This window comes from Pantoea sp. EKM103V (assembly GCF_011800365.1).
Classification (GTDB): Bacteria; Pseudomonadota; Gammaproteobacteria; order Enterobacterales; family Enterobacteriaceae; genus Pantoea; species Pantoea anthophila.
The window spans coordinates 357411-384140 of sequence record NZ_JAALFQ010000003.1 but is presented as its reverse complement, the minus strand read 5'-3'; the positions used below and the strand labels follow the sequence as shown (position 1 = coordinate 384140).

At 56.5% G+C, this 26730-nt stretch carries 27 protein-coding genes and 1 other annotated feature; of the genes, 16 read left to right on the top strand and 11 right to left on the bottom strand.

Annotated features, from left to right (window positions below; all coding sequences use genetic code 11):
* Positions 1-97: 97 nt before the first annotated feature.
* The 4 genes from HFD97_RS10655 to ltnD are packed head-to-tail and all read right to left on the bottom strand — an operon-like array spanning position 98 to position 3687.
* On the bottom strand, positions 98-883 hold the full coding sequence (locus tag HFD97_RS10655) for an HPr family phosphocarrier protein (RefSeq protein WP_167431473.1): 786 nt from the start codon (positions 881-883) through the stop codon (positions 98-100).
* A complete protein-coding gene (locus tag HFD97_RS10650) occupies positions 883-1527 on the bottom strand; it encodes an aldolase (protein ID WP_009089340.1) in 645 nt (214 codons plus the stop codon). The genes HFD97_RS10655 and HFD97_RS10650 overlap by 1 nt, the downstream gene beginning before the upstream one ends.
* On the bottom strand, positions 1520-2782 hold the full coding sequence (gene otnK, locus HFD97_RS10645; protein ID WP_167431540.1) for a 3-oxo-tetronate kinase: 1263 nt from the start codon (positions 2780-2782) through the stop codon (positions 1520-1522). Before otnK ends, HFD97_RS10650 begins: the two co-directional genes overlap by 8 nt.
* Entirely contained in the window at positions 2782-3687 is a 906-nt protein-coding gene (ltnD, locus tag HFD97_RS10640; protein ID WP_167431472.1) for an L-threonate dehydrogenase, read from the bottom strand. The genes otnK and ltnD overlap by 1 nt, the downstream gene beginning before the upstream one ends.
* 253 nt (positions 3688-3940) lie before the next feature.
* Between ltnD and ygbI the strand changes: the two genes are divergently transcribed.
* Entirely contained in the window at positions 3941-4702 is a 762-nt protein-coding gene (gene ygbI, locus HFD97_RS10635; protein ID WP_046102172.1) for a DNA-binding transcriptional repressor YgbI, read from the top strand.
* 50 nt (positions 4703-4752) lie between these two features.
* On the opposite strand, the gene HFD97_RS10630 is transcribed toward ygbI, so the two are convergent.
* Complete coding sequence (locus tag HFD97_RS10630; RefSeq protein WP_009089331.1) at positions 4753-6111, bottom strand: APC family permease; 1359 nt, start codon at positions 6109-6111, stop codon at positions 4753-4755.
* Positions 6112-6514: 403 nt separating this feature from the next.
* The gene (locus HFD97_RS10625; protein WP_181161925.1) at positions 6515-7933 is read right to left on the bottom strand and encodes a glutamine synthetase family protein; all 1419 of its coding nucleotides are present in this window, start codon (positions 7931-7933) and stop codon (positions 6515-6517) included.
* Positions 7934-8134: 201 nt separating this feature from the next.
* Between HFD97_RS10625 and puuD the strand changes: the two genes are divergently transcribed.
* Genes puuD through HFD97_RS10610 form a run of 3 tightly spaced genes read left to right on the top strand, consistent with a single transcriptional unit; the run spans position 8135 to position 10746 of the window.
* Positions 8135-8899 (top strand): gamma-glutamyl-gamma-aminobutyrate hydrolase, encoded by a 765-nt coding sequence (gene puuD, locus HFD97_RS10620; RefSeq protein ID WP_167431471.1) that lies wholly within the window; start codon positions 8135-8137, stop codon positions 8897-8899.
* On the top strand, positions 8892-9449 hold the full coding sequence (gene puuR / locus HFD97_RS10615; RefSeq protein ID WP_167431470.1) for an HTH-type transcriptional regulator PuuR: 558 nt from the start codon (positions 8892-8894) through the stop codon (positions 9447-9449). The genes puuD and puuR overlap by 8 nt, the downstream gene beginning before the upstream one ends.
* Positions 9450-9468: 19 nt before the next feature.
* Positions 9469-10746 (top strand): FAD-binding oxidoreductase, encoded by a 1278-nt coding sequence (locus HFD97_RS10610; RefSeq protein WP_140029014.1) that lies wholly within the window; start codon positions 9469-9471, stop codon positions 10744-10746.
* Positions 10747-10910: 164 nt separating this feature from the next.
* Here HFD97_RS10610 and HFD97_RS10605 read toward each other — a convergent pair whose 3' ends face one another.
* Positions 10911-11738 carry an NAD-dependent epimerase/dehydratase family protein gene (locus HFD97_RS10605; protein WP_009089320.1) on the bottom strand — a complete coding sequence of 276 codons (828 nt, stop codon included), beginning with the start codon at positions 11736-11738 and terminating at the stop codon, positions 10911-10913.
* 179 nt (positions 11739-11917) lie between these two features.
* On the opposite strand from HFD97_RS10605, the gene hisL reads away from it, so the two are divergent.
* The 12 genes from hisL to HFD97_RS10545 all read left to right on the top strand — a co-directional run bounded on the left by hisL (position 11918) and on the right by HFD97_RS10545 (position 21997).
* Positions 11918-11965 (top strand): his operon leader peptide, encoded by a 48-nt coding sequence (gene hisL / locus HFD97_RS10600; protein ID WP_100396937.1) that lies wholly within the window; start codon positions 11918-11920, stop codon positions 11963-11965.
* Positions 11941-12061 (top strand) — a sequence feature (His leader region). It overlaps the preceding gene by 25 nt.
* 48 nt (positions 12062-12109) lie before the next feature.
* Positions 12110-13009 (top strand): ATP phosphoribosyltransferase, encoded by a 900-nt coding sequence (hisG, locus tag HFD97_RS10595; RefSeq protein WP_009089318.1) that lies wholly within the window; start codon positions 12110-12112, stop codon positions 13007-13009.
* A 3-nt stretch (positions 13010-13012) separates the two neighbouring features.
* Positions 13013-14317, top strand: coding sequence for a histidinol dehydrogenase (gene hisD, locus HFD97_RS10590; RefSeq protein ID WP_150028831.1), 1305 nt, complete (start codon positions 13013-13015; stop codon positions 14315-14317).
* Positions 14314-15390, top strand: coding sequence for a histidinol-phosphate transaminase (gene hisC, locus HFD97_RS10585; RefSeq protein WP_167431469.1), 1077 nt, complete (start codon positions 14314-14316; stop codon positions 15388-15390). Before hisD ends, hisC begins: the two co-directional genes overlap by 4 nt.
* Positions 15387-16454, top strand: a complete 1068-nt coding sequence (gene hisB / locus HFD97_RS10580) for a bifunctional histidinol-phosphatase/imidazoleglycerol-phosphate dehydratase HisB (RefSeq protein WP_167431468.1) — start codon at positions 15387-15389, stop codon at positions 16452-16454. The genes hisC and hisB overlap by 4 nt, the downstream gene beginning before the upstream one ends.
* Positions 16454-17044, top strand: a complete 591-nt coding sequence (gene hisH, locus HFD97_RS10575) for an imidazole glycerol phosphate synthase subunit HisH (protein WP_111208232.1) — start codon at positions 16454-16456, stop codon at positions 17042-17044. Before hisB ends, hisH begins: the two co-directional genes overlap by 1 nt.
* On the top strand, positions 17044-17781 hold the full coding sequence (gene hisA / locus HFD97_RS10570; RefSeq protein ID WP_167431467.1) for a 1-(5-phosphoribosyl)-5-[(5-phosphoribosylamino)methylideneamino]imidazole-4-carboxamide isomerase: 738 nt from the start codon (positions 17044-17046) through the stop codon (positions 17779-17781). Before hisH ends, hisA begins: the two co-directional genes overlap by 1 nt.
* Positions 17763-18539, top strand: coding sequence for an imidazole glycerol phosphate synthase subunit HisF (gene hisF / locus HFD97_RS10565; RefSeq protein ID WP_009089307.1), 777 nt, complete (start codon positions 17763-17765; stop codon positions 18537-18539). Before hisA ends, hisF begins: the two co-directional genes overlap by 19 nt.
* Entirely contained in the window at positions 18533-19144 is a 612-nt protein-coding gene (gene hisIE / locus HFD97_RS10560; RefSeq protein WP_150028834.1) for a bifunctional phosphoribosyl-AMP cyclohydrolase/phosphoribosyl-ATP diphosphatase HisIE, read from the top strand. The genes hisF and hisIE overlap by 7 nt, the downstream gene beginning before the upstream one ends.
* A gap of 114 nt (positions 19145-19258) precedes the next feature.
* Positions 19259-19735 (top strand): YbaK/prolyl-tRNA synthetase associated domain-containing protein, encoded by a 477-nt coding sequence (locus HFD97_RS10555; protein WP_167431466.1) that lies wholly within the window; start codon positions 19259-19261, stop codon positions 19733-19735.
* A 66-nt stretch (positions 19736-19801) separates the two neighbouring features.
* Complete coding sequence (locus HFD97_RS10550) at positions 19802-20593, top strand: ABC transporter substrate-binding protein (RefSeq protein WP_167431465.1); 792 nt, start codon at positions 19802-19804, stop codon at positions 20591-20593.
* Positions 20594-20698: 105 nt separating this feature from the next.
* Complete coding sequence (locus HFD97_RS10545; RefSeq protein WP_167431464.1) at positions 20699-21997, top strand: succinylglutamate desuccinylase/aspartoacylase family protein; 1299 nt, start codon at positions 20699-20701, stop codon at positions 21995-21997.
* A 34-nt stretch (positions 21998-22031) separates the two neighbouring features.
* Here HFD97_RS10545 and gndA read toward each other — a convergent pair whose 3' ends face one another.
* The 4 genes from gndA to HFD97_RS10525 form a co-directional block, all read right to left on the bottom strand.
* A complete protein-coding gene (gene gndA / locus HFD97_RS10540; RefSeq protein WP_009089298.1) occupies positions 22032-23441 on the bottom strand; it encodes an NADP-dependent phosphogluconate dehydrogenase in 1410 nt (469 codons plus the stop codon).
* A gap of 135 nt (positions 23442-23576) precedes the next feature.
* On the bottom strand, positions 23577-24692 hold the full coding sequence (locus tag HFD97_RS10535) for a glycosyltransferase family 4 protein (protein ID WP_167431463.1): 1116 nt from the start codon (positions 24690-24692) through the stop codon (positions 23577-23579).
* Positions 24689-25852, bottom strand: a complete 1164-nt coding sequence (locus HFD97_RS10530; RefSeq protein WP_185155348.1) for a glycosyltransferase family 1 protein — start codon at positions 25850-25852, stop codon at positions 24689-24691. Before HFD97_RS10530 ends, HFD97_RS10535 begins: the two co-directional genes overlap by 4 nt.
* The gene (locus HFD97_RS10525; RefSeq protein ID WP_167431462.1) at positions 25828-26730 is read right to left on the bottom strand and encodes a GDP-mannose 4,6-dehydratase; all 903 of its coding nucleotides are present in this window, start codon (positions 26728-26730) and stop codon (positions 25828-25830) included. Before HFD97_RS10525 ends, HFD97_RS10530 begins: the two co-directional genes overlap by 25 nt.

Genomic DNA, 26730 nt, shown 5'->3' with positions numbered 1-26730 from the left:
AGGTTATCGGGGTACAGGGAGAGCAGGTGCAGGGCCGGAAAAAGGGCAAGCCGCTCCCTGCCAGTGCCGGAACACCGGTTTTTTACAGCGCGTTAAATCAGGCTTTTATCTTCCAGGGCGCAAACCAGCCCAGCCCCTCGGTAGTGCGACCGCGCGGGATATACTCGCAGCCCACCCAGCCGCTATAGCCGACTTCATCCAGTAGCGAGAAGAGATACGGATAATAGATTTCACCCTCATCCGGCTCATGACGGTCCGGTGCTGAGGCGATCTGCACGTGGGCATAGCGCCCGGCATAGTGACGAATCAGGTGCGTGAGATTGCCATCCACAAGCTGTGCGTGGAAAAGGTCGAGCTGTGTAAAGACGTTAGGGCGATCGATCTGTTCTGCCATCTCCAGCGTCTGATACTGGCTGGCGTAGAGATACCCCGGTTTGGTGGTCGGATTCAGGGCTTCAATCAGCAGGTTGATGCCGTGGGGCGCGAAGCGCTCCGCGGCATAACGCATGTTGTGAATGAAGGTGTCGGCATAGCGCTGACGGTCAGCACCCGGCGGCACGGTGGCCGCCATGACATGCACCTGCGGGCAGTTCAGCGCCAGCGCATAGCTCAGGGCGCGATCGATGTCTGCCCTGGCATCCGCTTCCCGTCCAGGAATGGCGGTGACGCCCCACTCACCCGCTGCGACGTTGCCGGGGGCAGTATTGAAGAGCACGAGCTGTAGCTGATGCTCATCCAGCCACGTTTTGATCTGGCTGGCGGGATAGTCATAGGGAAACATAAACTCTACGGCGCGGAAGCCCGCGTCAGCCGCCGCCGCGAAGCGCTCCGCGAACGGCAGTTCCGTAAACAGGGTGGTCAGGTTAGCAGCAAACTTTGGCATTATCGGCTCCTTAATTCCGCCACTTCGGCAGCATTGAGATAACGAATGGGCCGGTCACCCAGCGTAAAGATTAACCGGGCCGTCTCTTCCAGTTCTTCCGTGTTATCGGCGGCTTCCTGCAGTGATTTTCCCACCACCACCGGGCCATGATTCGCCAGCAAAAAGGCGCGATAGCGGGGGGCCAGCCGCGCCAGATCCTCCGCCAGTCGCCCATCGCCGGGCTTATAGTAGGGCACGACCGGCACATCCCCGACACGCATCACCACATAGGGGGTGAACGGCCGGATACAGTTGTCCGTGTCCAGCCCCTGCAGACAGGAGAGCGCCGTCAGGTAGTGGCTGTGCAGGTGCACCACCGCCCGGCAGTCGGGATTATTCAGGTAGAGCGCGCGGTGGAAAGCGATCTCTTTGGAGGGTTTGTCGCCAGAGAGCCACTCCCCCTCCGGCGTCACTTTTGCCAGCCGATCAGCCTGTAACTCGCCGAGGCACGAGCCGGTCGGCGTCGCCAGCAGATTACCGTCTTCAAGCAGCAGGGAGAGGTTGCCCGCCGAACCGGTGGCATAGCCGCGCTGAAAAAATGAGGCCCCCAGCCGCACCATCTCATCACGCGCCTGCTGCTCAGTTAAAGAGAAAGATTCAGTCATAGGTAAACTCCGTTTGCGCGCGGCGGAAAAAGTCTTCGTCGCCAAAATTCCCCGACTTCAGTGCCAGAGAGAGCGGCTGGTGGATATCACGCACCCAGGGCACGCCCGGCGAAATTGTCGGGCCGATGTGAAAGGCGGTCACGCCCAGCGTCTGCGCCACCACACCGGAGGTTTCTCCCCCGGCTACAATAAAGCGCTGCCAGCCGCGCCGTTTCAGCTCCCGTGTTACGGCGGCAAACAGCTGCTCAACGGCCTCACTGCTGCGCTGCGCACCATAGCGCTGCTGGATCGCCTGCAGCTGCTGTGCGTCGGTGGTGGCATAAAGCAGCGGAGCCAGAGAGTGCTGGCTGTTAACTTCCGTCCAGTCACAGAGCTGGCGGGCATAGTCATCTGAATTCTGCAGGCAGGCTTCGACCTGCACTTCGCAGGCCGGTGCCTGCTGGCGATAGAGGCTGACCTGCCGGCAGGTCATCTGCGAACAGGAGCCGGACAGCACCACGGCGCGCCCACCCTGCGGACGCCCTGCCTGCTCTGCCTGAGCATCCGCCCCCGCTCTCGCCCACTGCCGCGCCAGACCGATAGCCAGCCCGGAACCGCCGGTCACCAGCCGCAGATCGCTGAGGGCCGCGCCCAGCGTCAGCAGATGCTGGTGATGCAGCGTGTCGATCACCACGTAGCTGACGCCCTGCTCTGCCAGCTGATGCATCGCCTGCCGGACGGAGTCGGCGCCCTGGTCGACCTGTGCGGCCGCGATCAGTCCGGCTTTGCCCGTCGCCTGTGACGTCATCAGACGCAGCAGGTTGCTCTCGCGCATGGGCGTAACCGGATGATGGCGCATCCCCGACTCCGACAGCAGCTGGTCACCAACAAACAGATGGCCCTGATAGACCGTGCGGCCATTGACCGGCAGAGCCGGACAGATAACGGTCTGCGTCTCACCCAGCACCTTCATCAGGGCATCGGTCACCGGACCAATATTGCCCTGGGCGGTGCTGTCGAAGGTGGAGCAATATTTAAAATAGAAGCGCTGGCAGCCCTGCTGCTGTAACCATGCCAGCGCAGCCAGCGACTGAGCAACCGCCTGCTCTGCCGGACAGGAGCGACTCTTCAGGCTGATCACCATCGCCTGGGCATCGGTGGCGATTTCACCGCCGGGAATGCCGTTGAACTGAATGGTGCTCAGCCCGTTCTGCACCAGAAAGCTGGCGATGTCGGTGGCACCGGTAAAATCATCTGCGATTACACCAAGACGCATCATCCCTCCTCCTTCGCCTGCGGCAGCGTTATGCCGCTGAAGATCTTGATCACGGCGCTGTCATCCTCACGACCATAACCGGCGTTGCTGGCTTCGGTGAACATAGTGAGCGCGGTGGAAGCCAGCGGCAGCGGAAAATGCAGTGCTTTGGCGGTGTCAGCCACCAGGTTAAGATCTTTCACAAAGATATCGACAGCCGATTTCGGGCTGTAGTCACCGTCTACCACATGCTTCATACGGTTCTCGAACATCCATGAATTTCCCGCAGCATGGGTGACCACTTCATACATGGTTTCCAGCGGAATACCGGCTCGCGCCGCCAGCGCCATCGCTTCTGCTCCCACTGCGATGTGAACGCCCGCCAGCAGCTGATGGATGATTTTGACGGTGGAGCCCGCCCCAATCTCACTGCCCACGCGATAGACTTTGGCCGCGACCGCATCCAGTACCGGCTGCAGCTGGCTAAACGCCGCCTCACTGCCGGACGCCATGACCGTCATCTCACCGCTGGCGGCTTTGGCAGCCCCGCCGGAGACCGGTGCATCGAGCATCAGCAGCTGATATTGCGCCAGCTGCTGCTCAATCTGCTGCGCGTCGCTGGCTGACAGCGTGGATGAGACCATCACCACGGTCCCCGGACGCAGCTTTGCCGCCAGGCCATTTTCACCAAACAGAACCGCATTCACCTGCTGCGCATTGACCACCAGCAGCAAAACAGCATCGAGCTGGTCAGCAAAGGCAGATGCCGAGGGCTGCGCATCGCGCGCACCTGCCCGGCGCAACGTTTCAAGCGCGACCGGATTTAAATCGACGCCCCAGGTGTTGAGACCGGCGCGCAGGCAGGATTGTGCAGCCCCCATGCCCATGGATCCTAACCCGATAACACAGATGTTCTTCGCTGGCACGTTACGCCCCCTGTTAAATTAAGTGATTATTTGTTTGTTACTGTTAATCGTGCCAGTATCCGGCGGCTGAAAATGTGTCACATCTCACAAAAAACATCACAGCCTCGTCAGAGAACAATTTTTAACACGGTCGGGCTTCCCTGTTCTGTCTAAGAATCTGAACATACGCTCAGCCCTGACCCTGTGATTATCTGTTCTGATAAACCATGAAATACTCTACAATGTGAAAAAATGGTAAATAGCAGGAGCAGGTATGATTCCGGTTGAACGTCATCAACAGATCCTTGCCTTGGTGGCCGATCGTGGTGTGGTGAGCATCGCTGAGCTGACGGAGCGGCTGGGGGTCTCACACATGACGATACGTCGTGATGTGCAGAAACTGGAGGAACAGGGTGCGGTGCTGTCAGTCTCCGGCGGCGTACGCACTGCCGATCGGCTGGCAGCTGAGCCTTCACATCTCACCAAAAGTACCCTCTTTAACGATGAGAAATATGCGATTGGCCGCGCCGCCGCCCGGCATATTCCCCGCAATAGCTGCATCTATCTGGATGCCGGCACCACCATGCTGGCCCTGGCGAGAGAGGTAGTGGATCGTGATGATTTACTGGTGGTGACTAACGATTTTATGGTCGCGAATCTGTTGATGGAGGGCAGTCAGTGCAGAGTGATCCACACCGGCGGAACGGTCTGCCGGGAAAACCGCTCCTGCGTCGGCGAATCGGCAGCAAGAAGCCTGCGTCATCTGGCGATTGATATCGCGTTTATCTCCGCCTCCTGCTGGGGGCCGCGAGGCCTGTTTACGCCCGATGAAGATAAGGTCACCGTGAAGCAGGCGGTCAGCGAGGTGAGCAGTAAGCGCGTGCTGCTCAGTGACAGTTCGAAGTACAGCCGGATAGCGACGTTTCTGGCGTTACCGCTGGAGAGGTTTGATCAGATCATTACCGACAAAAAGTTGAGTGAAGCGGCGCTGGAACAGTTAAATGCGGGGAGCTGGGAACTGGTACTGGCAGGCTAGGTTATTGCCGCCTTCCCGGAAGAGCCGGAAAGGCGGCAACGTCGTCGCGATTAAATCTCTTCGCTGAACTGCGGCACCGGATTACGGAAGCTGCGGGTCACGAAGGCCAGGTAGATAATCCCGATGGCGGCCCAGATCAGGCCCAGCACCATAGAACTCTCTTCCAGGTTCACCCACAGCGCACCGACCGTCAGCGCGCCGAGCAGCGGCAGCAGCAGATACTGAACGTGATCTTTCAGCGTGCGGTTACGCTTCTCACGGATCCAGAACTGCGCGATCACCGACAGGTTCACAAAGGTAAACGCCACCAGCGCACCGAAGTTGATCAGCGCCGTCGCCGTGACCAGGTCGAAGTTAATCGCCATCAGCGCAATCGCGCCCACCAGCAGCACGTTGAGCGACGGGGTACGCCATTTTGGATGGATGTAACCGAAGAAACGCTCCGGGAACACGCCATCACGACCCATGACATACATCAGGCGCGAAACGCCCGCATGCGCCGCCATACCGGATGCCAGCACCGTGACCACCGAGAAGATCAGGATGCCGACCTGCAGCGCTTTACCGGCGACGAACAGCATGATTTCAGGCTGTGACGAGTCCGGGTCCTGGAAACGGCTGATGTCCGGGAAGTAGAGCTGCAGGAAATAGGATGCCGCGATAAAGATCACACCACCGATCAGCGCCGTCAGGAAAATCGCGCGCGGGATGGTGCGTTCTGCATCTTTGGTCTCTTCCGACAGCGAACTGATACCGTCAAAGCCGAGGAATGAGAAGCAGAGGATCGTCGCACCGGTGATCATCGGCACCACGTGCGCATTCTCAGACCAGAACGGTCTGCTGCTCACCAGAGTGCCTGAACCCACGCCGCTTGCCACACCGTAGATCACCATACCGGTGATACCGAGCATAACAACAACCTGCAGCACCACAATGACGCTGTTGAAGTTGGCGACAGTTTTGATGCCCTTGAGGTTAGAGAGCGTCATGAAACCGACCAGCAGTACCACAAAAATCCACGACGGGATGCCGGGCACCAGCGACTCAAAGTAGTTTTTTGCCAGCAGGATGTTGATCATCGGCATGAACAGGTAGTCCAGCAGGGATGACCAGCCAACCATAAAGCCGACGTGCGGACTGATTGCCTTCTGAGCGTAGGTATAAGCGGAGCCCGCAGAGGGGAAGCGGCGTACCAGCTTACCGTAGCTTACGGCAGTGAACAGAATCGCAATCAGCGCGAAAGCATAAGCAGTGGCAACGTGACCATCGGTCAGACCAGAAACAATACCAAAGGTATCGAACAGGGTCATAGGCTGCATGTAGGCTAAGCCCATCATGACGACCGGAAGTAACGTTAGCGTTTTTTTGAGTTGCGCACGCTGCGGTGCGGCGGAGGTATTAAGCGACATGCTTCAGTCCCCCATGTGCGACAACCTGGCTGGGCTGGGTCACAGGGCAACTGCGCATTAAGCGACAGGGAGTAGGGTTAGCGGTTAACGCGGCGCCGTAATCATCACGAAAACGCGTGCCAGCATTGACTGGCAGTGTGGTAAACATCCCCATCTTTGTAATCCTCAATCTCACGCGTGTGCGTGTTTTCAGTGTTTATCTATCCGGGTGCGTGCCCGGCCTCGGTTAAGTCAGCAAAAATGCTCTGTTAAAACTGAATGCAAAAAAAATAACCGGCGCTTAAAGCGTCGGTTATCGTCTGATTTTGCAGGCCGCGTATTCTGCCCAACCACGGGCAGAAATTCAAGCCGTCGGGGCATCATAAGCAAAAAAAGCAATTCAGATTAGCGATTAACGCCCCGGTCAGGCATTTTTCAGCATCCAGTCAATTTCCGTGGCGGTGATCAGCCGTTCAAACTGCATCAGCTCATGGTGTTTGCAGCTGTGCCAGACGCTGGCAAAGCGTTCGCCGAGTAACTTCTGCAACGGATAGCTGCTGTCAAATTCATACAGGGCATCGCTCTGCCGGATCGGCAGGGCCAGGCCTTCCGCATGATGCCCATTGCCGGTCACCGGCTGCGGCAGCGGCAGTTGCGTATCCAGTCCGTGCAGCATACCGGCAAGAATAGCAGAAACCACCAGATAGGGGTTGGCATCCGCCCCGGCCACCCGATACTCAATGCGATGGTTGTCGATATCCCCACACGGCACACGCAGCGCGACGGTGCGATTGTTATGGCCCCATGAGGCCTGTAACGGCACATACGCATCCGGCACAAAGCGGCGATAGGCATTCACGTTGGGCGCCAGCAGTGCCATCGACGCCGGCATCAGGTCGATCATGCCAGCCAGCGCCCGCTTCATCAGCGGCGAATCACTGCCGTCGTCACAGGCGAAGGCGTTATGATCGGCGGCATCCAGCATGCTGATGTGCACATGCATCCCGCTGCCCGCATACTCCTCATAGGGCTTAGCCATAAAGGTGGCGGTCATACCGTGGTTCTCCGCCACCTGCCGGATCAGCCGCTTAAGCTGCACCGCATGGTCGCAGGCGCGCAGCACGTCGCGGGTATGATGCAGGTTGATTTCAAACTGTCCGGGCGAGGCTTCCGCCAGTGCGCCATCGGCCGGTATCCCCTGCTGACGCGCCAGATCGTCAATATCACGCAGCACATCCGCAAAGTGGTCGAGATTATCGACCGAATAAACCTGGCTCTGCATGTTGCGTTCATCACTGCCCGGCGCACAGGGCGGCTGGATAAACCCTTCAGCATCGCGCTTTTTGTCAACCAGATAGAACTCCAGCTCTACCGCTACCACCGGAAAAAGGCCTCGGTTTCGCAGCTGTTGCCACAGCCGGTTGAGGACATTTCGGGGTTCAACGTCAAAGGGAGTGCCATCTTGGTTGCACATGGTTAACAGCAGCTGCGCAATGTGTTGAGGATCGGAAGCGGAGGGAACTAAGGTGCCGCTGACCGGCAGGCAGAGATTGTCGGGTTCGCCCAGTGACTGGCCAAGTCCCGCTTCTTCCACCGTATTGCCGAGGATATCCATGGCGAATACCGAGGCGGGGAAATAACACCCTTTTTCCAGCTTGGGCAGCGCGGAGACCGGAATGCGCTTGCCGCGAAACACACCATTTAAATCATTTAACAGGATGTCGACATACTGCGTTTCAGGATGGCGCTCCAGCCAGGTTTTCACCTCAAGCTGGAACGCGCTGGTTCGTTTCTCTTCACTGTGAAGCGTGAAGTCTTCCACTTCTACCAGGTTAGTCATGATCTCACCCGCCCCTATAAGGTTTGCGTAATGCTCAAAATAACGGCCACACCACTAACATAGCGCCAACATAAAAAGTGTGCAAATGTAACAAATCTGTTTGAAGAACAAACAGCAGATTGCTAGATTGAAAAAATATTGAACACTTAACCGCCAGACGTGCCCTTTCGGTAGATATTTCGAACAGCGAAGCGAGGACGTGAGATGGGCATTATTTTTGACAAGCCGTTGATTGGCGTAGTGATGTGCCAGAAGGATACCGGCGGTCATCCGACTCAGACGGTGCATAACAAATATTGCGATGCACTCGTTCAGGCAGGAGGCGTACCGCTCGCCCTGCCCCACAGTCTGATTAACGCCCCTCATCTATTAGAAAACGCTATGGCTGTGCTGGATGGTCTGCTGCTGACCGGCAGTCCCAGCAATATCGAACCCTGGCACTATGGCGAGGCCGGTGAGGAGCCGCACACCGATCCGGGTCGTGACCGCCTCGCCTTTCAGCTGATCACCTGGGCCACCAGCCACAAAATGCCGATGTTTGGCATCTGCCGGGGACTGCAGGAGCTGGTGGTGGCGAATGGCGGCAGCCTGTGGCGGGATCTCAGCGCCCGGCCTGACGTTCAGCGTCATCATGAAGATGAGACGCGCCCCCTGGCTGAGCAGTATGCGCCGGTGCATCAGGTGACCGTCGAACCGGACGGCGTACTGGCGACGCTGTTTGCCGACAGCACCCTGGAGGTCAATTCTCTGCATCATCAGGGCATCCGCGAGCCGGGACCGCAGCTGCGCATCGAAGCACGCGCAGCCGATGGTCTGGTCGAAGCCGTGAGCCTGCGTCATCACCCTTTCGCCCTGGCGGTGCAGTGGCATCCCGAATGGCAGCCGGAAACGACGCCGGGCTCGCAGGCGCTGTTCAGCGGATTTATTCAGGCTGCTATTCGTTATCACAGGGGAAAAGACGATGAGTGATGCCACGCTGGCACCGGGACGGCGGCTGGCGGAGATCCGGCAGGCGCTGGGGCTGTCGCAGCGCCGCGTGGCTGAGCTGGCCGGATTGACCCACAGCGCAATCAGCACCATCGAACAGGATAAGGTCAGCCCGGCGGTCAGCACCCTGCAGAAACTGCTGAAGGTCTATGGCCTCTCCCTGTCGGAGTTTTTCTCCGAGCCCAGGCCGGATGCAGAGCCGAAAATTATCGTCCGGCCCGGCGAACTGCTGGAGATTGGCAGTCAGGGGGTCTCGCTGAAACTGATCGACAACGGAAAAGCCCAGCGTTCGCTGGGGATGCTGCTGGAAACTTACCAGCCCGGTGCCAGTACCGGTGAGAAGCTGCGTCATCCTGGTGAAGAGACCGGTACGCTGCTGGAGGGTGAAATTATCCTGATGATCAACGGGCAGCGCTTTCATCTCTCCGCCGGAGAGAGTTATGTGATTGATACCGGCTTACCGCACAGCTTCACCAACAGTGCCGATATCCCCTGTCGCATCGTCAGTGCCCACACGCCCGCTAACTTTTAGGCGCATTCAGGAGGTTGTTATGAATTATGTGGAGAGTTATTACGCGGCAACCGCCAATGCCCATGAACCCTGGCCGACGTTGCAGGAGAGCATCCAGTGTGACGTCTGCATTATTGGCGGCGGCTTTACCGGCCTCTCTGCGGCGCTGCATCTGACCGAAGTTGGCTATGACGTGGTCGTGCTGGAAGCCGCACGCATTGGCTTTGGTGCCAGCGGACGTAACGGCGGCCAGGTGGTCAACTCCTACAGCCGCGACGTGGATGTGATTGAGCAGCGCTACGGCAAAGAGAGCGCCCGCATGCTGGGCAGCATGATGTTTGAAGGCGCAGCGATCATCCGCGATCGCATTGATCGTTACGCGATTGACTGCGATTACCGGCCTGGCGGCATCTTTGCCGCCCTGAATGCTCGCCAGATGGCACATCTGCAGAAACAGAAAACCCTGTGGCAGCAGTATGGCAATCACGATCTGGAGCTGCTTGATGAACGGGGGATCCGCCGTGAAGTGGCGACCGAACGTTATGTCGGCGGGCTGCTGGACCGGCGTGGCGGCCATCTGCACCCCCTGAACCTGGCGCTGGGCGAAGCGGAAGCGATACGGCGACATGGCGGACGCATCTACGAACAGTCTGCGGCCCTGAAGGTGGTTTATGGCTCACCAAATCGGGTAAAAACCGCCCACGGTGAGGTCAGCGCCACCTTTGTCATCTTCGCCGGTAACGCCTATCTCTCGCCGCAGCTTGAGCCGCGACTGAGCAGGAAAAGCATGCCGTGTGGTTCACAGATTGTGGTTACCGAGCCGCTTTCACCCGATCAGGCCTTGTCGCTGCTGCCTAACAACTACTGCGTGGAAGATTGTAACTACCTGCTGGATTATTTTCGTCTGACCGCGGATAACCGGCTGCTCTATGGCGGCGGCGTGGTCTATGGGGCACGGGAACCGGCAGACATTGAAGCGTTGATCCGTCCCAAACTGCGCCGCACCTTCCCTCAGTTGCAGAACGTCAGGCTGGACTTTAGCTGGAGCGGCAATTTCCTGCTGACGCTGTCGCGCATGCCGCAGTTTGGCCGGCTGGAGAACAATGTCTATTTCATGCAGGGTGACAGCGGTCATGGCGTGACCTGTACCCATCTGTCCGGCAAGCTGATCAGTGAAGTTTTACGCGGCGATGCTGAGCGTTTTGACGCCTTTGCTCGCCTGCCGCATCTGCCCTTCCCCGGCGGCAGACGCTTTAAGGTGCCGCTGACGGCGATGGGCGCGGTGTGGTATGCGCTGCGGGACAGACTGGGAGTGTGAGGTAAGTGACGATCACCGCTGCCTGCCCGACTGAATTACCGGATTTCAGACGGGCACGGTTTCCCCCCAGAATCCCGCCAACAGTATGTTGTAACTAACACACAGTCAGAACAGGAGAAGATGCAGCGGGAGCAGCCGGCTCCCGCAAAACGGTGTTCAGCGCCTTACTCCAGCGGCATCTTCACCGGATCGTCATAGCGATATTCAAACCCCAGCTCGCTGCAGATACGCGACCCGTCAATCAGCTTACCGCTCTCTTTCACTGCCTCTGGCGCGAACTGAGGCGGCTGCAGCCCAAGCTGGCGCGTCACCGCCGGGTAAAAGGTGTCGCGTGAGGGGTGCTTAGGCGCACAGAGGTTATAGGTCCGGCCTCCTTTCGGCGACTGCAGCAGCAGCGTAATCGCCTCAACCACATCATCGAGGTGCACCAGATTGACGCCCTGCGAACCATTTGCCACATCCTGTTTACCCGCCAGGAAGCGTCCCGGATGGCGTTTGGGCCCGACCAGCCCCGCCAGACGCACAACATCGACGCTGGTGCCAGGCAGATCGTGCAGCCAGTTTTCCAGTTTCACCAGCGTCTTTCCGGCGACAGTTTCGGCGGTCAGCGGGCTGTTTTCCCGCTTAGGCCCGGAGCTGCTGCCATACACAGAGGTGGAGCTGGTAAAGATAATGCGTGGCACCCTGTAAACCAGCGCGGTGTCGACCACATTCTGCACCGCCTGCAGATAGGCCTCGCCCCCTTCTGCGGTGCGGCTGGCGGGCAGCGTCACGATCAGCGCATCAACATTGAACAGCGGTTCGATATCGGCGGCATCACACACCAGCTCAGGCGTCAGCTCCAGCTGAAAGGCCTCAATGCCGCAGCGGCGGGCCGCCTCAACACCGTCCGGCGTAGTTTTACTGCCTGTCACCTGCCAGCCCCGCGCCGTTAACGCCGTGGCCAGCGGCATGCCCAACCAGCCCAGTCCCACAATCGCGACCTTCTTCATATTGACTCCTGACGTAAAACATCCACCCTGACTTCACCGTAGTTTGCCCCCGGATTGCAAACCAGGACAACCTGTTTCAGTGCTTTCCGAACCGGGTCTATAAAAAAGTGTTGCCAACGGCACGCATCTTCGCTAGGTTAAACCCCACAAATGAATACTCATTCATCGACGAGATTATTATGACACGCGTTCAGTTTAACCATCACCACCACCATCATCCTGACTAGTCTTTCAGGCGATTGGTGCTGGAAGACTTTCAAGATCTTCCAGTGGTGCGAACGCAAGAGAACCCCCGGAAGATCGTCTTCCGGGGGTTTTTTTATGGGCTGACGTAACCACACATTCAGGACAGGATTAAGAGGACAGGAACCATGTTAGATAACACCCGTTTACGCATAGCTATGCAGAAATCTGGCCGTTTAAGTGATGATTCACGCGAACTGCTGGCGCGCTGCGGCGTTAAAATCAACCTTCAGCAACAGCGCCTGATTGCGTTTGCGGAGAACATGCCCATCGACATCCTGCGCGTGCGCGATGACGATATTCCTGGCCTGGTCATGGATGGCGTGGTCGATTTAGGCATCATCGGTGAGAACGTGCTGGAAGAGGAGTTACTCTCACGCCGGGCGCAGGGTGAAGACCCGCGCTATTTCACCCTGCGCCGCCTCGACTTCGGCGGCTGCCGCCTGTCGCTGGCGATGGGAACCGATGACGAGTACACCGGTCCGCAGTGCCTCGACAACGCCCGTATCGCCACCTCCTATCCGCACCTGTTAAAACAGTACCTCGACAAAAAAGGCGTCAGTTTCAAAACCTGTATGCTGAACGGTTCCGTTGAAGTTGCGACCCGCGCCGGTCTGGCTGACGCCATCTGCGACCTGGTCTCCACCGGGGCCACGCTGGAGGCCAATGGCCTGCGTGAAGTGGAAGTGATCTATCGTTCAAAAGCCGTCCTGATTCAGCGCGACGGCGAGATGCCTGCCGCCAAGCAGGAGCTGATCGATAAGATGATGACCCGTATTCAGGGCGTGATCAAAGCGCGCGAATCGAAGTACATCATGCTGCACGCGCCGAGTGAGCGCCTGGAAGAGGTGATCAGCCTGCTGCCTGGTGCAGAGCGCCCGACCGTTCTGCCGCTGGCGGGTGATGTCAGCCGCGTGGCGATGCACATGGTCAGCAGCGAAACCCTGTTCTGGGAAACGATGGAAAAACTGAAGTCACTGGGTGCCAGTTCGATTCTGGTGCTGCCAATTGAGAAGATGATGGAGTAAGCCATGGCCTTTTCTACCCCAATTGAATGGCAGCAGTGCACCCCGGAACAGCAGCAGGCGCTGCTGTTACGTCCTGCGATTGCCGCCTCTGACAACGTCACACAGACGGTGCGCGACGTCCTGGAGCAGGTGAAGTCCGGTGGTGATGAGGCGCTGCGCAAGTTCAGCGCCCGGTTCGACAAGGCGCAGGTTGACCATCTGCGCGTGACTCCACAGCAAATCGCAGAAGCCAGCGCCCGTCTGAGTGACGCGCTGAAGCAGGCGATGGCTGTGGCGGTGAAGAATATCGAAACCTTCCACAATGCCCAGATCCTGCCGCCCGTGGATGTGGAAACACAGCCCGGCGTGCGCTGCCAGCAGATTACCCGTCCGGTGAAATCGGTCGGGCTCTATATCCCCGGCGGTTCCGCCCCGCTCTTCTCAACCGTGCTGATGCTGGCAACCCCGGCACGCATCGCCGGATGCGGGCGCGTGGTGCTCTGTTCACCTCCGCCGATTGCCGATGAGATCCTTTATGCCGCGCAGCTGTGTGGTGTTGAAGAGGTCTTTCAGGTGGGTGGCGCGCAGGCTATTGCCGCCATGGCTTTCGGCACGGAAACGGTGCCGCGCGTGGACAAAATTTTTGGTCCGGGCAACGCGTGGGTCACCGAGGCAAAACGTCAGGTGAGTCAGCGCCTGGATGGCGCGGCAATCGATATGCCGGCAGGCCCCTCTGAAGTGCTGGTGATCGCCGATGAGGGGGCGACGCCCGCGTTTGTCGCCTCTGATCTGCTTTCACAGGCGGAGCACGGCCCCGACTCACAGGTGATTCTGCTGACGCCTTCCCTGAAGCTGGCTGAGGCAGTTGCGGACGCGGTTGAACAGCAGCTGGCACAGCTTCCGCGTGCAGCCACCGCCCGTCAGGCGCTGGAGAGCAGTCGCCTGATCGTGGCGCGTGACCTTGAAGAGTGCGTGGCGATTTCTAACCTCTACGGCCCGGAGCACCTGATTCTGCAGACCCGTCAGCCGCGCGAACTGGTGGACACTATCACCAGCGCCGGTTCCGTCTTCCTGGGCGACTGGTCGCCGGAGTCGGCAGGGGATTACGCGTCAGGCACTAACCACGTCCTGCCAACTTATGGTTACACCGCGACCTGTTCCAGCCTGGGACTGGCCGATTTTCAGAAACGCATGACGGTGCAGGAGCTGACGCCGCAGGGTTTCCTGAACCTGGCCGCGACGATTGAAACCCTGGCCGCCGCTGAGCAGCTGGATGCCCACAGGAATGCCGTCACCCTGCGCGTTGCCGCACTGAAGGAGCAAGCATGAGTCAGGATATTGAGCTGCTGGCGCGCGCCAATGTGCGCGCGCTGACCCCCTATATGTCGGCGCGTCGTCTGGGTGGTAACGGCGATGTCTGGCTTAACGCCAACGAGTTTCCGCTGCCGGTGCCGTTTGAGCTGTCGCAGCAGACGCTGAACCGCTATCCCGAGTGTCAGCCGAAAATCGTGATTGAGCGCTACGCCGCCTACGCAGGCTTAACCCCCGAGCAGGTGCTGGTGAGCCGCGGCGCGGATGAAGCCATTGAACTGATCATGCGCGCCTTCTGTGAGCCGGGTCAGGATGCGATTCTGTTCTGTCCACCGACCTATGGCATGTACAGTGTCAGCGCCGAAACCATCGGCATCGAATACCGCACCGCTCCCGCGCTGGACGGCTGGCAGCTGAACCTGCCTGCGATTGCAGAGCAGCTGGAAGGCGTTAAAGTCGTTTATCTCTGCAGCCCCAACAACCCGACCGGTAACCTGATCAATCAGGAAGATATCCGTCAGCTGCTGGCAATGACCGCCGGAAAAGCGCTGGTCGTGGCCGATGAGGCCTATATTGAGTTCTGCCCGCAGGCGACCCTGACCGGATGGCTTAAGGATTATCCGCATCTGGTGATCCTGCGTACGCTCTCGAAAGCCTTTGCGCTGGCAGGCCTGCGTTGTGGCTTTGCGCTGGCGAATAAGCCGGTGATCGACCTGCTGATGAAGGTCATTGCCCCCTACCCGCTGGCGACGCCCGTGGCCGACGTTGCGGGTCAGGCACTCAGTGAGCAGGGTATCGCCCTGATGCGTGAGCATGTGGCGCAGCTGAATGCCAGTCGCGGCTGGCTGCTGGATGCACTGGCTCAGCTCAGCTGCGTGGAGCAGGTTTTCCCCAGTGAAACCAACTATGTGCTGGCGCGCTTTACCGATTCGCCCAGGGTCTTCAAAACCTTATGGGATCAGGGCATTATCCTGCGTGATCAAAACAAAAACCCAGGCCTGTCGGGATGCCTGCGCATCTCCATCGGCACGCGTGAAGAGTGCGAACGAGTGATCGCCGCGCTGCAAGCCTTTTCTGTGGAGCAAGCATGAGCCAGAAGACCCTTTTTATTGACCGCGATGGCACCCTCATCTCTGAGCCGCCTGAAGATTATCAGGTTGACCGGCTGGATAAGCTGGCATTTGAGCCAGACGTTATTCCGGCGCTGCTGGCGCTGCAGGCCGCCGGTTATCGGCTGGTGATGATCACCAATCAGGATGGTCTGGGCACCGCCAGTTTCCCGCAGGCGGACTTCGATGGTCCGCACAATCTGATGATGCAGGTGCTGACCTCACAGGGTATCGCGTTTGATGATGTGCTGATCTGCCCGCATATGCCGGACGAGCACTGCGACTGCCGCAAGCCGAAAACCAGAATGGTGGAAGCCTGGCTGGCAGAAGGCGCGCTCGATACCGCCAACAGCTACGTCATCGGCGATCGCCTGACCGACGTTCAGCTGGCGGAGAACATGGGCATTCAGGCTATCCGCTACGGCGCAGATGGCCAGAGCTGGCAGACCATCCAGCAGCGTCTGACCCAGCGCGATCGCCATGCGCTGGTGCAGCGCAACACCAAAGAGACGCAGGTTCGGGTTGAACTGTGGCTGGACCGCGAAGGCGGCAGTAAGATCAATACCGGCGTGGGCTTCTTCGACCACATGCTGGATCAGATTGCGGTGCACGGCGGTTTCCGCATGCACATTGAAGTGAAAGGCGATCTCTACATTGACGATCATCACACGGTGGAAGATACCGGTCTGGCCTTGGGGGAAGCGCTGCTTAAAGCACTGGGCGACAAACGCGGTATTGGCCGTTTTGGCTTCGTGCTGCCGATGGACGAATGCCTGGCGCGCTGTGCGCTCGATATCTCCGGCCGTCCGCACATCGAGTTCAAAGCCGAGTTCAACTACCAGCGTGTGGGTGACCTCAGCACCGAGATGGTCGAGCACTTCTTCAGCTCGCTCTCTTACGCCATGATGAGCACCCTGCATCTCAAAACCAAAGGCAAGAACGACCATCACCGTGTCGAGAGCCTTTTCAAAGCCTTTGGTCGTACGCTGCGCCAGGCGATTCGCGTAGAGGGTAATACCCTGCCGAGCTCGAAAGGAGTGCTGTGATGAACGTGGTGATCATGGATACCGGGTGCGCCAACCTCTCATCAGTGAAATGGGCGATTGAACGTCTGGGCTACCGCCCGGAAGTCAGCCGCGATCCTGATGTGGTCCTGCGCGCTGACAAACTGTTTCTGCCGGGCGTTGGCACCGCGAAGGCGGCGATGACGCAGCTGGAAGAGCGTGACCTGATCGATCTGGTGAAAGCCTGTACTCAGCCCGTGCTGGGGATCTGTCTGGGGATGCAGCTGCTGGGACGCGGCAGCGATGAAAACGGCGGCGTGCCGACGCTGGGCATTATTGATGAACCGGTTTCGTTAATGGACACGCAGGGTCTGCCGCTGCCGCACATGGGCTGGAACCAGATTACCGCGCAGGCGGGCAATCACCTGTTCCGCGGCATCGACGATGGCAGCTATTTCTACTTTGTTCACAGCTACGCCATGCCGGTCAACGCCAGCACCATCGCACAGTGTCACTACGGCGAAGCCTTCACCGCAGCGGTGCAGAAGGATAACTTCTTCGGCGTCCAGTTCCACCCGGAGCGTTCGGGCAAAGCGGGCGCACAGTTGCTGAAAAATTTCCTGGAGATGTAATGATTATCCCCGCGTTAGATTTAATCGACGGTAAAGTCGTTCGTCTGCATCAGGGCGATTATGGGCAGCAGCGCGATTACGGCAGTGACCCGCTGCCGCGTCTGCAGGATTACGTTCGTCAGGGCGCAACCGTTCTGCATCTGGTGGATTTGACCGGCGCGAAAGATCCGGCGAAGCGTCAGATCCCCCTGCTGAAAACCCTGCTGGAAGGGGTGGATGTGACGGTGCAGGTCGGTGGAGGCATCCGCAGCCGAGACGATGTGCACGCCCTGCTGGAAGCCGGTGCCAGTCGTGTGGTGGTGGGTTCCACCGCCATCAAACAGCCGGAAGAGGTCAAACGGTGGTTTGCCGAGTTTGGCGCTGAGGCGATCGTGCTGGCGCTGGATGTGCGTATCGACGCCAGTAACCGTAAAGAAGTGGCCATCAGCGGCTGGCAGGAAGCGGCCGGCGTGACGCTGGAAGAGGTGATTACCGATTTTCAACAGGTGGGCCTGAAGCACGTGCTCTGCACGGATATCTCCCGTGACGGCACCCTCAGTGGCTCCAACGTCGCCCTCTATCAGGAAGTGACCGCACGCTTCCCGTCCGTCGCCTTCCAGTCCTCTGGCGGCATTGGCAAACTTAATGATATCGCCGCCCTGCGCGGCAGCGGTGTTCAGGGCGTCATTGTCGGTCGTGCGCTGCTGGAAGATAAATTCACTGTTTCGGAGGCGATCTCATGCTGGCAAAACGGATAATTCCCTGCCTCGATGTGCGTGACGGCCAGGTGGTCAAAGGCGTACAGTTTCGTAACCACGAGATCATCGGTGACATCGTGCCGCTGGCCCAGCGCTATGCTGCCGAAGGGGCCGACGAACTGGTGTTCTATGACATCACCGCCTCCTCCGATGGCCGGGTCGTAGACAAGAGCTGGGTGTCGCGGGTAGCGGAAGTCATCGATATTCCGTTCTGCGTGGCGGGCGGTATCAAAACCCCGGAAGACGCGGCGCGTATCCTGGAATTTGGTGCGGATAAGATTTCGATCAACTCACCGGCGCTGGCTGACCCGACGCTGATCACCCGCCTCGCGGATCGTTTCGGCGTGCAGTGTATTGTGGTCGGGATCGACACCTGGTTCGATGAGAGCAGCGGCAAATATCAGGTTAATCAGTACACCGGTGACGAAGCGCGCACCCGCGTGACCCAGTGGGAAACGCTGGAGTGGGTGCAGGAAGTGCAGAAGCTGGGCGCGGGTGAAATCGTGCTGAACATGATGAATCAGGATGGCGTGCGTAATGGCTATGATTTGGTGCAGCTGAAGAAAATGCGGGATGTCTGCAAGGTGCCGCTGATCGCCTCTGGCGGCGCAGGTACGATGCAGCACTTCCTGGAAGCCTTTACCGAAGCCAATGTTGATGGGGCGCTGGCCGCCTCGGTATTCCATAAGCAGATTATTAATATCGGTGAGCTGAAGAGCTTCCTGATCGACAACGGAGTGGAGATTCGCGCGTGCTAACCGAACAACAACAGGCTCAGCTCGACTGGGACAAAACAGAAGGCATGATGCCGGTCATCGTGCAGCACAATGTCTCAGGCGAAGTCCTGATGCATGGCTATATGAATCCGGCGGCACTGGAAAAAACGCTGGCTGAAGGCAACGTCACCTTTTTCTCCCGCACCAAAAACCGTTTGTGGACTAAAGGTGAAACCTCCGGCAACTTTCTGCAGGTAGTGAGCATTACGCCAGATTGCGACAACGACACGCTGCTGATCCTGGCCAATCCGATTGGCCCGACCTGCCATCTGGGCACCAGCAGCTGCTTCTCCCCCGCGGCACCGGAGTGGACCTTCCTTTATCAGCTGGAGCAGCTGCTCGCATCGCGCAAAACAGCCGATCCGGAGAGCTCCTACACCGCCCGCCTCTACGCCAGCGGCACCAAGCGTATCGCGCAGAAAGTGGGTGAAGAAGGGGTGGAAACCGCGCTGGCGGCAACCGTCAATGACCGGCATGAGCTCACCAATGAAGCCTCAGACCTGGTTTATCATCTGATGGTGCTGTTGCAGGATCAGGATCTCGACTTCAGCACGGTGATCAATAACCTGCGCGCCCGCCATCAGTAAGTGTGCAATAACCTGCTCAGAATGCCGTTTTTACGCGGATTCTGAGCAGCATTCTTCTCACATCCTGCACCGCTCCCCCTTCGTGATCACCGCCCATCTTCCCGGGAGAAGACCATGACCACCCATGAAAAGTTAATCGCCCTGCTGGAGCAGCATCAGGCACGCTACCGCCTGATGGAGCATGAGCCGACCGGTAAGTGCGAGGCCGTCGCAGCAATACGCGGTACCGAGATCGGTCAGGGCGCGAAGGCGCTGGTCTGTCATGTCAAAGGCAACGGCGTTAAACAGCATGTGCTGGCGGTGTTACCGGCCGATCGGCAGGCCGATCTGAATAAGGTTGCCGACGCGGTGGGCGGACGACGCGCGTCACTGGCCAGTCCGGCAGAAACCGACCAACTGACCGGCTGTGTGTTTGGTGCTATCCCGCCATTCAGCTTTCATCCCGACCTGCTGCTGATTGCGGATCCCAGCCTGTTTGAACGTTACCCGGAGATCGCCTTCAACGCCGGCCTGCTGGCGCGATCGGTGATCCTCAATACCGACGATTACCGGGCGCTGAGCGGCGCTCGCGTGGTGAACATTATCCGCTAATTGCTATCCCGTCTGCCCGGCGTTACTCTTCATGAACCTTCATCACGACAAAATAAGAGAAAAATCATGAACATTTTCACGCAACGCCTGCGTCAGACGCTGGCTGTCACCCTTCTGGCAGGCTGTGCATTTGGCGCGCAGGCAAAAATTGAACAGGTGCGTTTCGCGGTCGACCCGACCTATCCGCCATTTGAATCGAAAACGCCCCAGGGCAAGCTGGTCGGCTTTGACATTGATCTGGGCAACGCACTCTGTAAACAGATGCAGGCGAAATGCGTCTGGGTCGAAAGCCAGTTTGACGGCATGATCCCCGCGCTGAAAGCACGTAAGTTTGATGCCATCCTGTCAGATATGGGCATTACGGAAGAGCGCCTGAAGCAGATTGACTTCACCGTCCCGCTCTACGACACCCATACTCAACTGATTGCCCGTAAAGGCGCAGGCGTACTGCCCACCATCGAGTCTCTGAAAGGGAAAACGGTTGGCGTGCAACAGGGAACGGTTCAGGAGCGCTATGCCCTGGCGAAATGGCAGCCTCATGGTGTGACCGTGGTGCCTTATGGCGATCAGGCACAGGTAGAAAGCGATCTGGTTTCAGGCAGGCTGGACGCGGTCTTTACCGATGCGGCACAGGCGGCTATCGGGTTCCTCAAACAGCCACAGGGCAAAGCGTTTGAGCTGGCCGGTCCGATTATTCAGGATCCGATCATCGGCCCCGGCACGGCGATTGGCCTGCGTAAAGGCGATACTGAGCTGAAAACCGCGCTGGATAACGCCTTTGCCGACATCAAAAAGAACGGCACCTTTGATGAGATTCAGAAGCGCTACTTCGCCACGGATATCTCTATTCAGCAGTAGTGTCGCGGGCCCCATTTTCGTCCTCACCGCGATCCGGCACTATACTCTAACCTTTTCGGGACGGCGCGCTGTCGTCCTTTGCCGATTAAAGGACATTAACACGGTATGCATCAACAACATCATCCACTGTTAAGCGCCTCTTTAGGCACCCAGCGTGAAATCATCAGCTTTCACTTTGCTCAGGAGCATGAGCGTCAGGTCTATATCCAGGCGGCATTACACGGCGATGAACTGCCGGGGATGGCGGTGGCGTGGTTCCTGAAGCAGCGGCTGCAGGCGCTGGAATCCGCCGGGCAACTCAAAGCCGCCTTTACGCTGGTGCCGGTTGCCAATCCTCTGGCACTGGGCCAGCACTGGCACGGTACTCACCTCGGACGTTTTCATACCCTCTCCGGTCAGGATTTTAATCGCCGTTTCCCCTCACTGGGCACCACCCTGGCGGCCGGGCTGGCTGAGAGCCTGACCCAGAGTGAATCGCAGAACAGAAGCCTGATCCGCGAGGCGATCGATCGCCATTACCGCGATACTGTCCCTAAGACCGAACTCGATGCACAGCGCTTCACGCTGATGCGAATGGCCAGCCAGGCCGATCTGATGATTGACCTGCACTGCGACTGGGAAGCTGTGCCGCATCTCTACACCACCCCGCATGCGTGGCCGGATATTGAGCCGCTGGCACGCTGGCTGGGCAGTGAAGTGCAATTGCTCGCGCAAATCTCCGGCGGCGAACCCTTTGATGAAGCCTGCTGCGAACCCTGGCTGACGCTGGCGGAGCGGTTTGGCAAAGCGTATCCGATGCCACGCGGGCTGCTGCCGGTGACGCTGGAGCTGCGTGGCGTGCGTGATGTCTCACCTGAGCAGGCAGAGAAGGATGCCGATGCCATTATTTCAGCGTTGCAGGAGGGGGGCTATATCGGCTACAGCGAACCTTCGATTTCTGTGGAAGTGGCCGCGCCCGTTATTGGCGGTGATGAGCTGGTCCCGGCGAGCGCAGGCGGGGATGATGTGGTGGCCATCAATGACGGCCCCATCGGTTTAACCGTACCCGATGCGGCTGAAGCGCCGGGAGAAGCAGGCGTGATCAAAGAGCGTCATAGTGAAGGTTCTGCGGCCTCCTCCCCTGCCCTGAAAAACCCGTCGACACCTCTGGCTGGCTGTGAATATATTCACTCGCCGGTGTCAGGATTAATCCTCCATCGTAAACCGCTGGGCACAGAGATTCGTCCGGGAGAGGTAGTGGCTGAGATTGTCGATCCACTGACGGACCATATCACCCCGCTGGTGGCGGAGCATGGCGGTATTCTCTATGCACGGCACTGGGTGAGGTTTGCCACGGCAGGTATGCTGGTGGTGAGGCTGGCGGGAGAGAAAGAGATTCGCAGCGGTGATTTACTGGTGGGATAAAAAAGGGCTTCCCGAGGGAAGCCCTTTTTAGTGATTAATCTAACCACTCGGTGTGGAACACACCGTCTTTATCAATGCGCTTGTAAGTATGGGCACCGAAGTAGTCACGCTGCGCCTGAATCAGGTTAGCAGGCAGGACTTCTGAACGATAGCTGTCGTAGTAAGCAATCGCTGCCGAGAAGGTCGGCGTCGGGATACCGTTCTGGATGGCGTAAGAAACGACATCACGCAGCGCCTGCTGATACTGATCCGCGATATCTTTGAAGTAAGGCGCCAGCAGCAGGTTAGCAATACCCGCGTCTGCTTCATAAGCATCAGTGATCTTCTGCAGGAACTGGGCACGGATGATGCAGCCAGCACGGAAAATCTTCGCGATTTCGCCGTAGTGCAGATCCCAGTTGTTCTCTTCTGATGCCGCACGCAGCTGTGAGAAGCCCTGCGCATAAGAGACGATTTTACCCAGGTAGAGAGCACGACGAACTTTCTCGATAAACTCAGCTTTGTCGCCGGTGAAGGCCTGCGCCTGTGGTCCGCTCAGGACTTTAGACGCCGCGACACGCTGGGTTTTCAGCGAAGAAAGATAACGCGCGAAGACAGACTCGGTGATCAGGGACAGAGGTTCGCCGAGATCCAGCGAGCTCTGGCTGGTCCACTTACCGGTGCCTTTGTTCGCGGCTTCATCCAGAATCACATCAACCAGATATTTACCGTCTTCATCTTTCTTGGTGAAGATATCTTTGGTGATGTCGATCAGGTAGCTGCTCAGCTCGCCGTTGTTCCAGTCGGTGAAGGTTTCAGCCAGCTCTTCATTGCTAAGACCCAGCGCACCTTTCAGCAGTGCGTAAGCTTCAGCAATCAGCTGCATGTCGCCATATTCGATGCCGTTGTGAACCATCTTCACATAGTGACCCGCGCCATTAGGACCGATGTAAGCCACACAGGCTTCGCCATCTTCAGCACGTGCTGCAATCTTATCCAGGATTGGCGCAACCAGCTCATACGCTTCTTTCTGGCCACCAGGCATGATAGATGGGCCTTTCAGTGCGCCCTCTTCCCCACCGGAAACACCGGTACCGATGAAATTGAAGCCCTGGTCAGACAGCTCTTTGTTACGACGGATAGTATCTTTGTAGAAGGTGTTACCACCATCAATCAGAATGTCGCCTTTATCCAGGTGTGGAGTCAGAGAGGCGATAGTCTTATCGGTCGCTTCACCCGCCTGAACCATCAGCAGGATACGACGAGGTTTTTCCAGCGATTCGACAAACTCTTCAACGGTGTAAAAAGGAGCAAGTTTCTTGCCCGGGTTCTCAGCGATGACTTCATCAGTCTTTTCGCGTGAACGGTTGAAGATTGAAACAGTGTAACCGCGGCTCTCAATGTTGAGAGCCAGGTTGCGGCCCATCACTGCCATACCTACAACGCCGATCTGTTGCTTGGACATTACATACTCCTGTCTGTGGTCTCGCATGGTGTTACCCGTAACACCACTTTGTAAGTGATCAGTATGTTAACTCAGGATAGCGGATTAAAGGTAATGAATGGTGCGGTCGCGCGGATGAAATTATCTGAGAGAAATTCACACACTTAACAAGGATTTATAAAGCTTTGTATAGCTTTGAATCATTCTATCTGCCGTGAAAAGCGATTCGAAGCGCACCAGCGCAGCGGCACCATAAGTCATTGCCAGTTCGGGGTTGTGCCAGATTTCATCCATCGCCTTCCTCAATGCTGCAGGATCGGAGGGAGGGACGACTAATCCAGTAACGCGATCAATATTGATAAAGGTCGTTCCGGTTCCAATCTCACTGGAGATCAGCGGTTTTGAATAGAGCGCACCCTCAAGTAAAGAGATGCCGAAAGCTTCTGATCGTAAATGCGACGGGAAAACCAGACAGGTACATAACTGAAGCAAGGCAGATTTTTCACTGTCTTCCAGCGCACCCAGGAAATGGATATTGTCCACGCCTAACTGCTGTGCCTGCGCTTTCAGCTCAGCCTCAATAGGACCTGCACCCACCACGACGATGGGGTAACGGCTGTTTTTTGCCGCTTCGATTAGAATATGCAGGCCTTTGTAATATCGAAACGTTCCGATGAAGAGGAAGAAGCCATCCGGAAATCTTGCCTGCCATTTTTGCAGAACGGCAGGATCGTTATTCTGATAAAACTGTTTATCAAGACCGTAGGGAATAACTTCAACTTTCTCTTTGAACTGTTGCAGTACCGGGCTGCTTTCAACATAGTTTGGCGACGCGGCAACAATCCTATCAACACTTGAAAGAAAGCGGTTCATCAACGGAGTATATAGCTTTAACAGCACCTTCTGCTTAACAATATCAGAGTGGTAACTCACCACCGAGGGCTTTTTAATGCCAGCAGAAAAATGCATAAAGTCCATAAAAGGATATGGGAAGTGATAATGGATGATATCCGCATGCTGAGCCAGTTCCCTGAATTCTTTTATTGCTGAATAAGAGAATGGCGTTGAGGCAAACTCACACTGCGTTTTGACCCGATGAATCTGATGATTATCCAGGCTGTTTTTTTTGTTTTCAAACTGGGGACTATGAGTAAAAACAACAGATTCGATACCTGATTTAAAACCACCTTCTGCGAGCTGATAAATAACCTGCTCGATGCCGCCAAAAGTATCAGGGTAGTAGGTTTTGTAACAGTGTAGAACTTTCATCATATATATTTTGCGACCTGCTCATAAGCTTCAATGGTTTTATCCGCACACAGTGACCATGAAAATTCGCGGGCACGCGCTAACCCCGTATCAATCATTCGGCGCTTTTCATCAGCGTTTTCAATCATCATCTGGATGTAATTTGTCAAAGCATGAACGTCCTGAGGTTCATGCATTAATGCTGTATCTCCAGCGACTTCCGGAAGTGATGTTGCATTTGAGCAGATCACGGGTGTTCCTGATGCCATCGCTTCAAGAACCGGCAGGCCGAAACCTTCATAGATTGATGGGAAAACAAAGCTCGTTGCAGCACTGAATAAAAACGGCAGATCTTTACCGGGCACAAAACCTAAATATTTTAACCACCCTTCTCTCTCGCCCTTGTCAAAGAGCTTAAAGAGTTGCTCATTTTCCCAACCCTTATAACCACTGATGACCAGCGGGAAGGTGGATTTTTCATGGGCGGGCAGACGATCATATGCCTGAAGCAGTGTCAGTATATTCTTTCTTGGTTCAATCGTGCCGGTATAAAGAAAGAAACGTCGCCAATTAAGATTGTATTTTTCAAGAACCTGTTGTGCTTCTGCTTCATCACGGGGGTGAAAATTTTCATTACAGGCCAGAGGTGCTACGGCAATTTTATTATCTTCAATACCAAAGAAATCCATTAACTCATTCTTTGTATAATAAGAGTCAGTAATCAACATTGACGCACGCGAAACAGTATTCCTTAACTCTTTTTGCATCAGGTGGACGCGGCCAGCCGGATGAAATTGAGGCCAATGGAATACTGACAGGTCGTGAAAGGTAGCAACACAATGTTTCACGCGAGGCGGTAGATAGTAGTTAGGACTATGAAATATATAATTCTTGAAATCCCTCAGCGCTATCATTTTCATTACCGGAAAAGTCAGGCGATATATTTCACTTACTGTTTTGCTTCTTTGTAACTTACGCTTCAGAGATTGAACCGATTGAGCAGACTCACTCGCGACTGCAAGTGAGTCGCGAGTCTTCGTGCCATGAAGAAACGTCAGTGAGACGTTTTTTCTTTCCTGAAGCTGTTTAGCAAGCTCAAACGCATAACGGCCAATACCGGTTAAAGGATATTTTATACAGTCCGTAGAGTAAACGACGTTTATTGCTTTGCTTCCAGCATCCATTTCAGGGTATCTCTAAGAGGAATTTTAGACGAAGTCTCACCGACTAAGCTAGTGAGCAAAGTGATATCGCCACAGAGTTCTTTAATTTCATTAGGCCGCACAAAATCAGGATTAACTTCAATCTTAATATCATGGCCTGTCAGGGATTGGCAAAGATCAACGACTTCCCTCAATGAGTGCATTTTACCTGAAGCGACATTGACAATCTGAGCAGATGAGCGGGAGTGAAGTAACGCTGAATAGCTTTTAACGACGTCACGCACGTCGGAAAAATCACGCCATACATCTATGTTACCCAACTCAATGACATCTTTTCTCTCACGAAAATGTTTGACGATTTTCGGGATCAGAAAATTTTCTGCCTGACCGGCACCGGTGTAATTGAATGGCCGGGTAATAATAATCGGCAACTTTTCATAAAAAAGACTGGTCATATACTCCATAGCCAGTTTGCTTACCGCATAGTCATTTGCAGGTCTGGCAGGAACCGACTCTGCTAATTTTCCCGGTGTGTTATTACCGTAAACATTAGCACTGCTGGCGATCAAAACTGCATCCGGCATTTTTGCTGATTCGCTAAGAGCCTGTAACAGATTACGCGTACCGCAGAGGTTTACACTATAGAACGCATTCGGGTCAGCATGACCAACAAAAGCGATGGCTGCAAGATGAACAACGACGTCAGGCTGAATGCTGTCTACAGCATTTTTTACCTGTGCTGCATTCGTAAGATCAACCTGAAAATAGCGTGTGGAATTCTGGGCGGGAGTTGAACCGAAACCATAAACTTCATATCCGGCAGCGGATAAATCCGCTGCCATATATTGGCCGGTAAAGCCCTTGATCCCAGTGATCAATGCTTTTTTGCCATTAGTCAT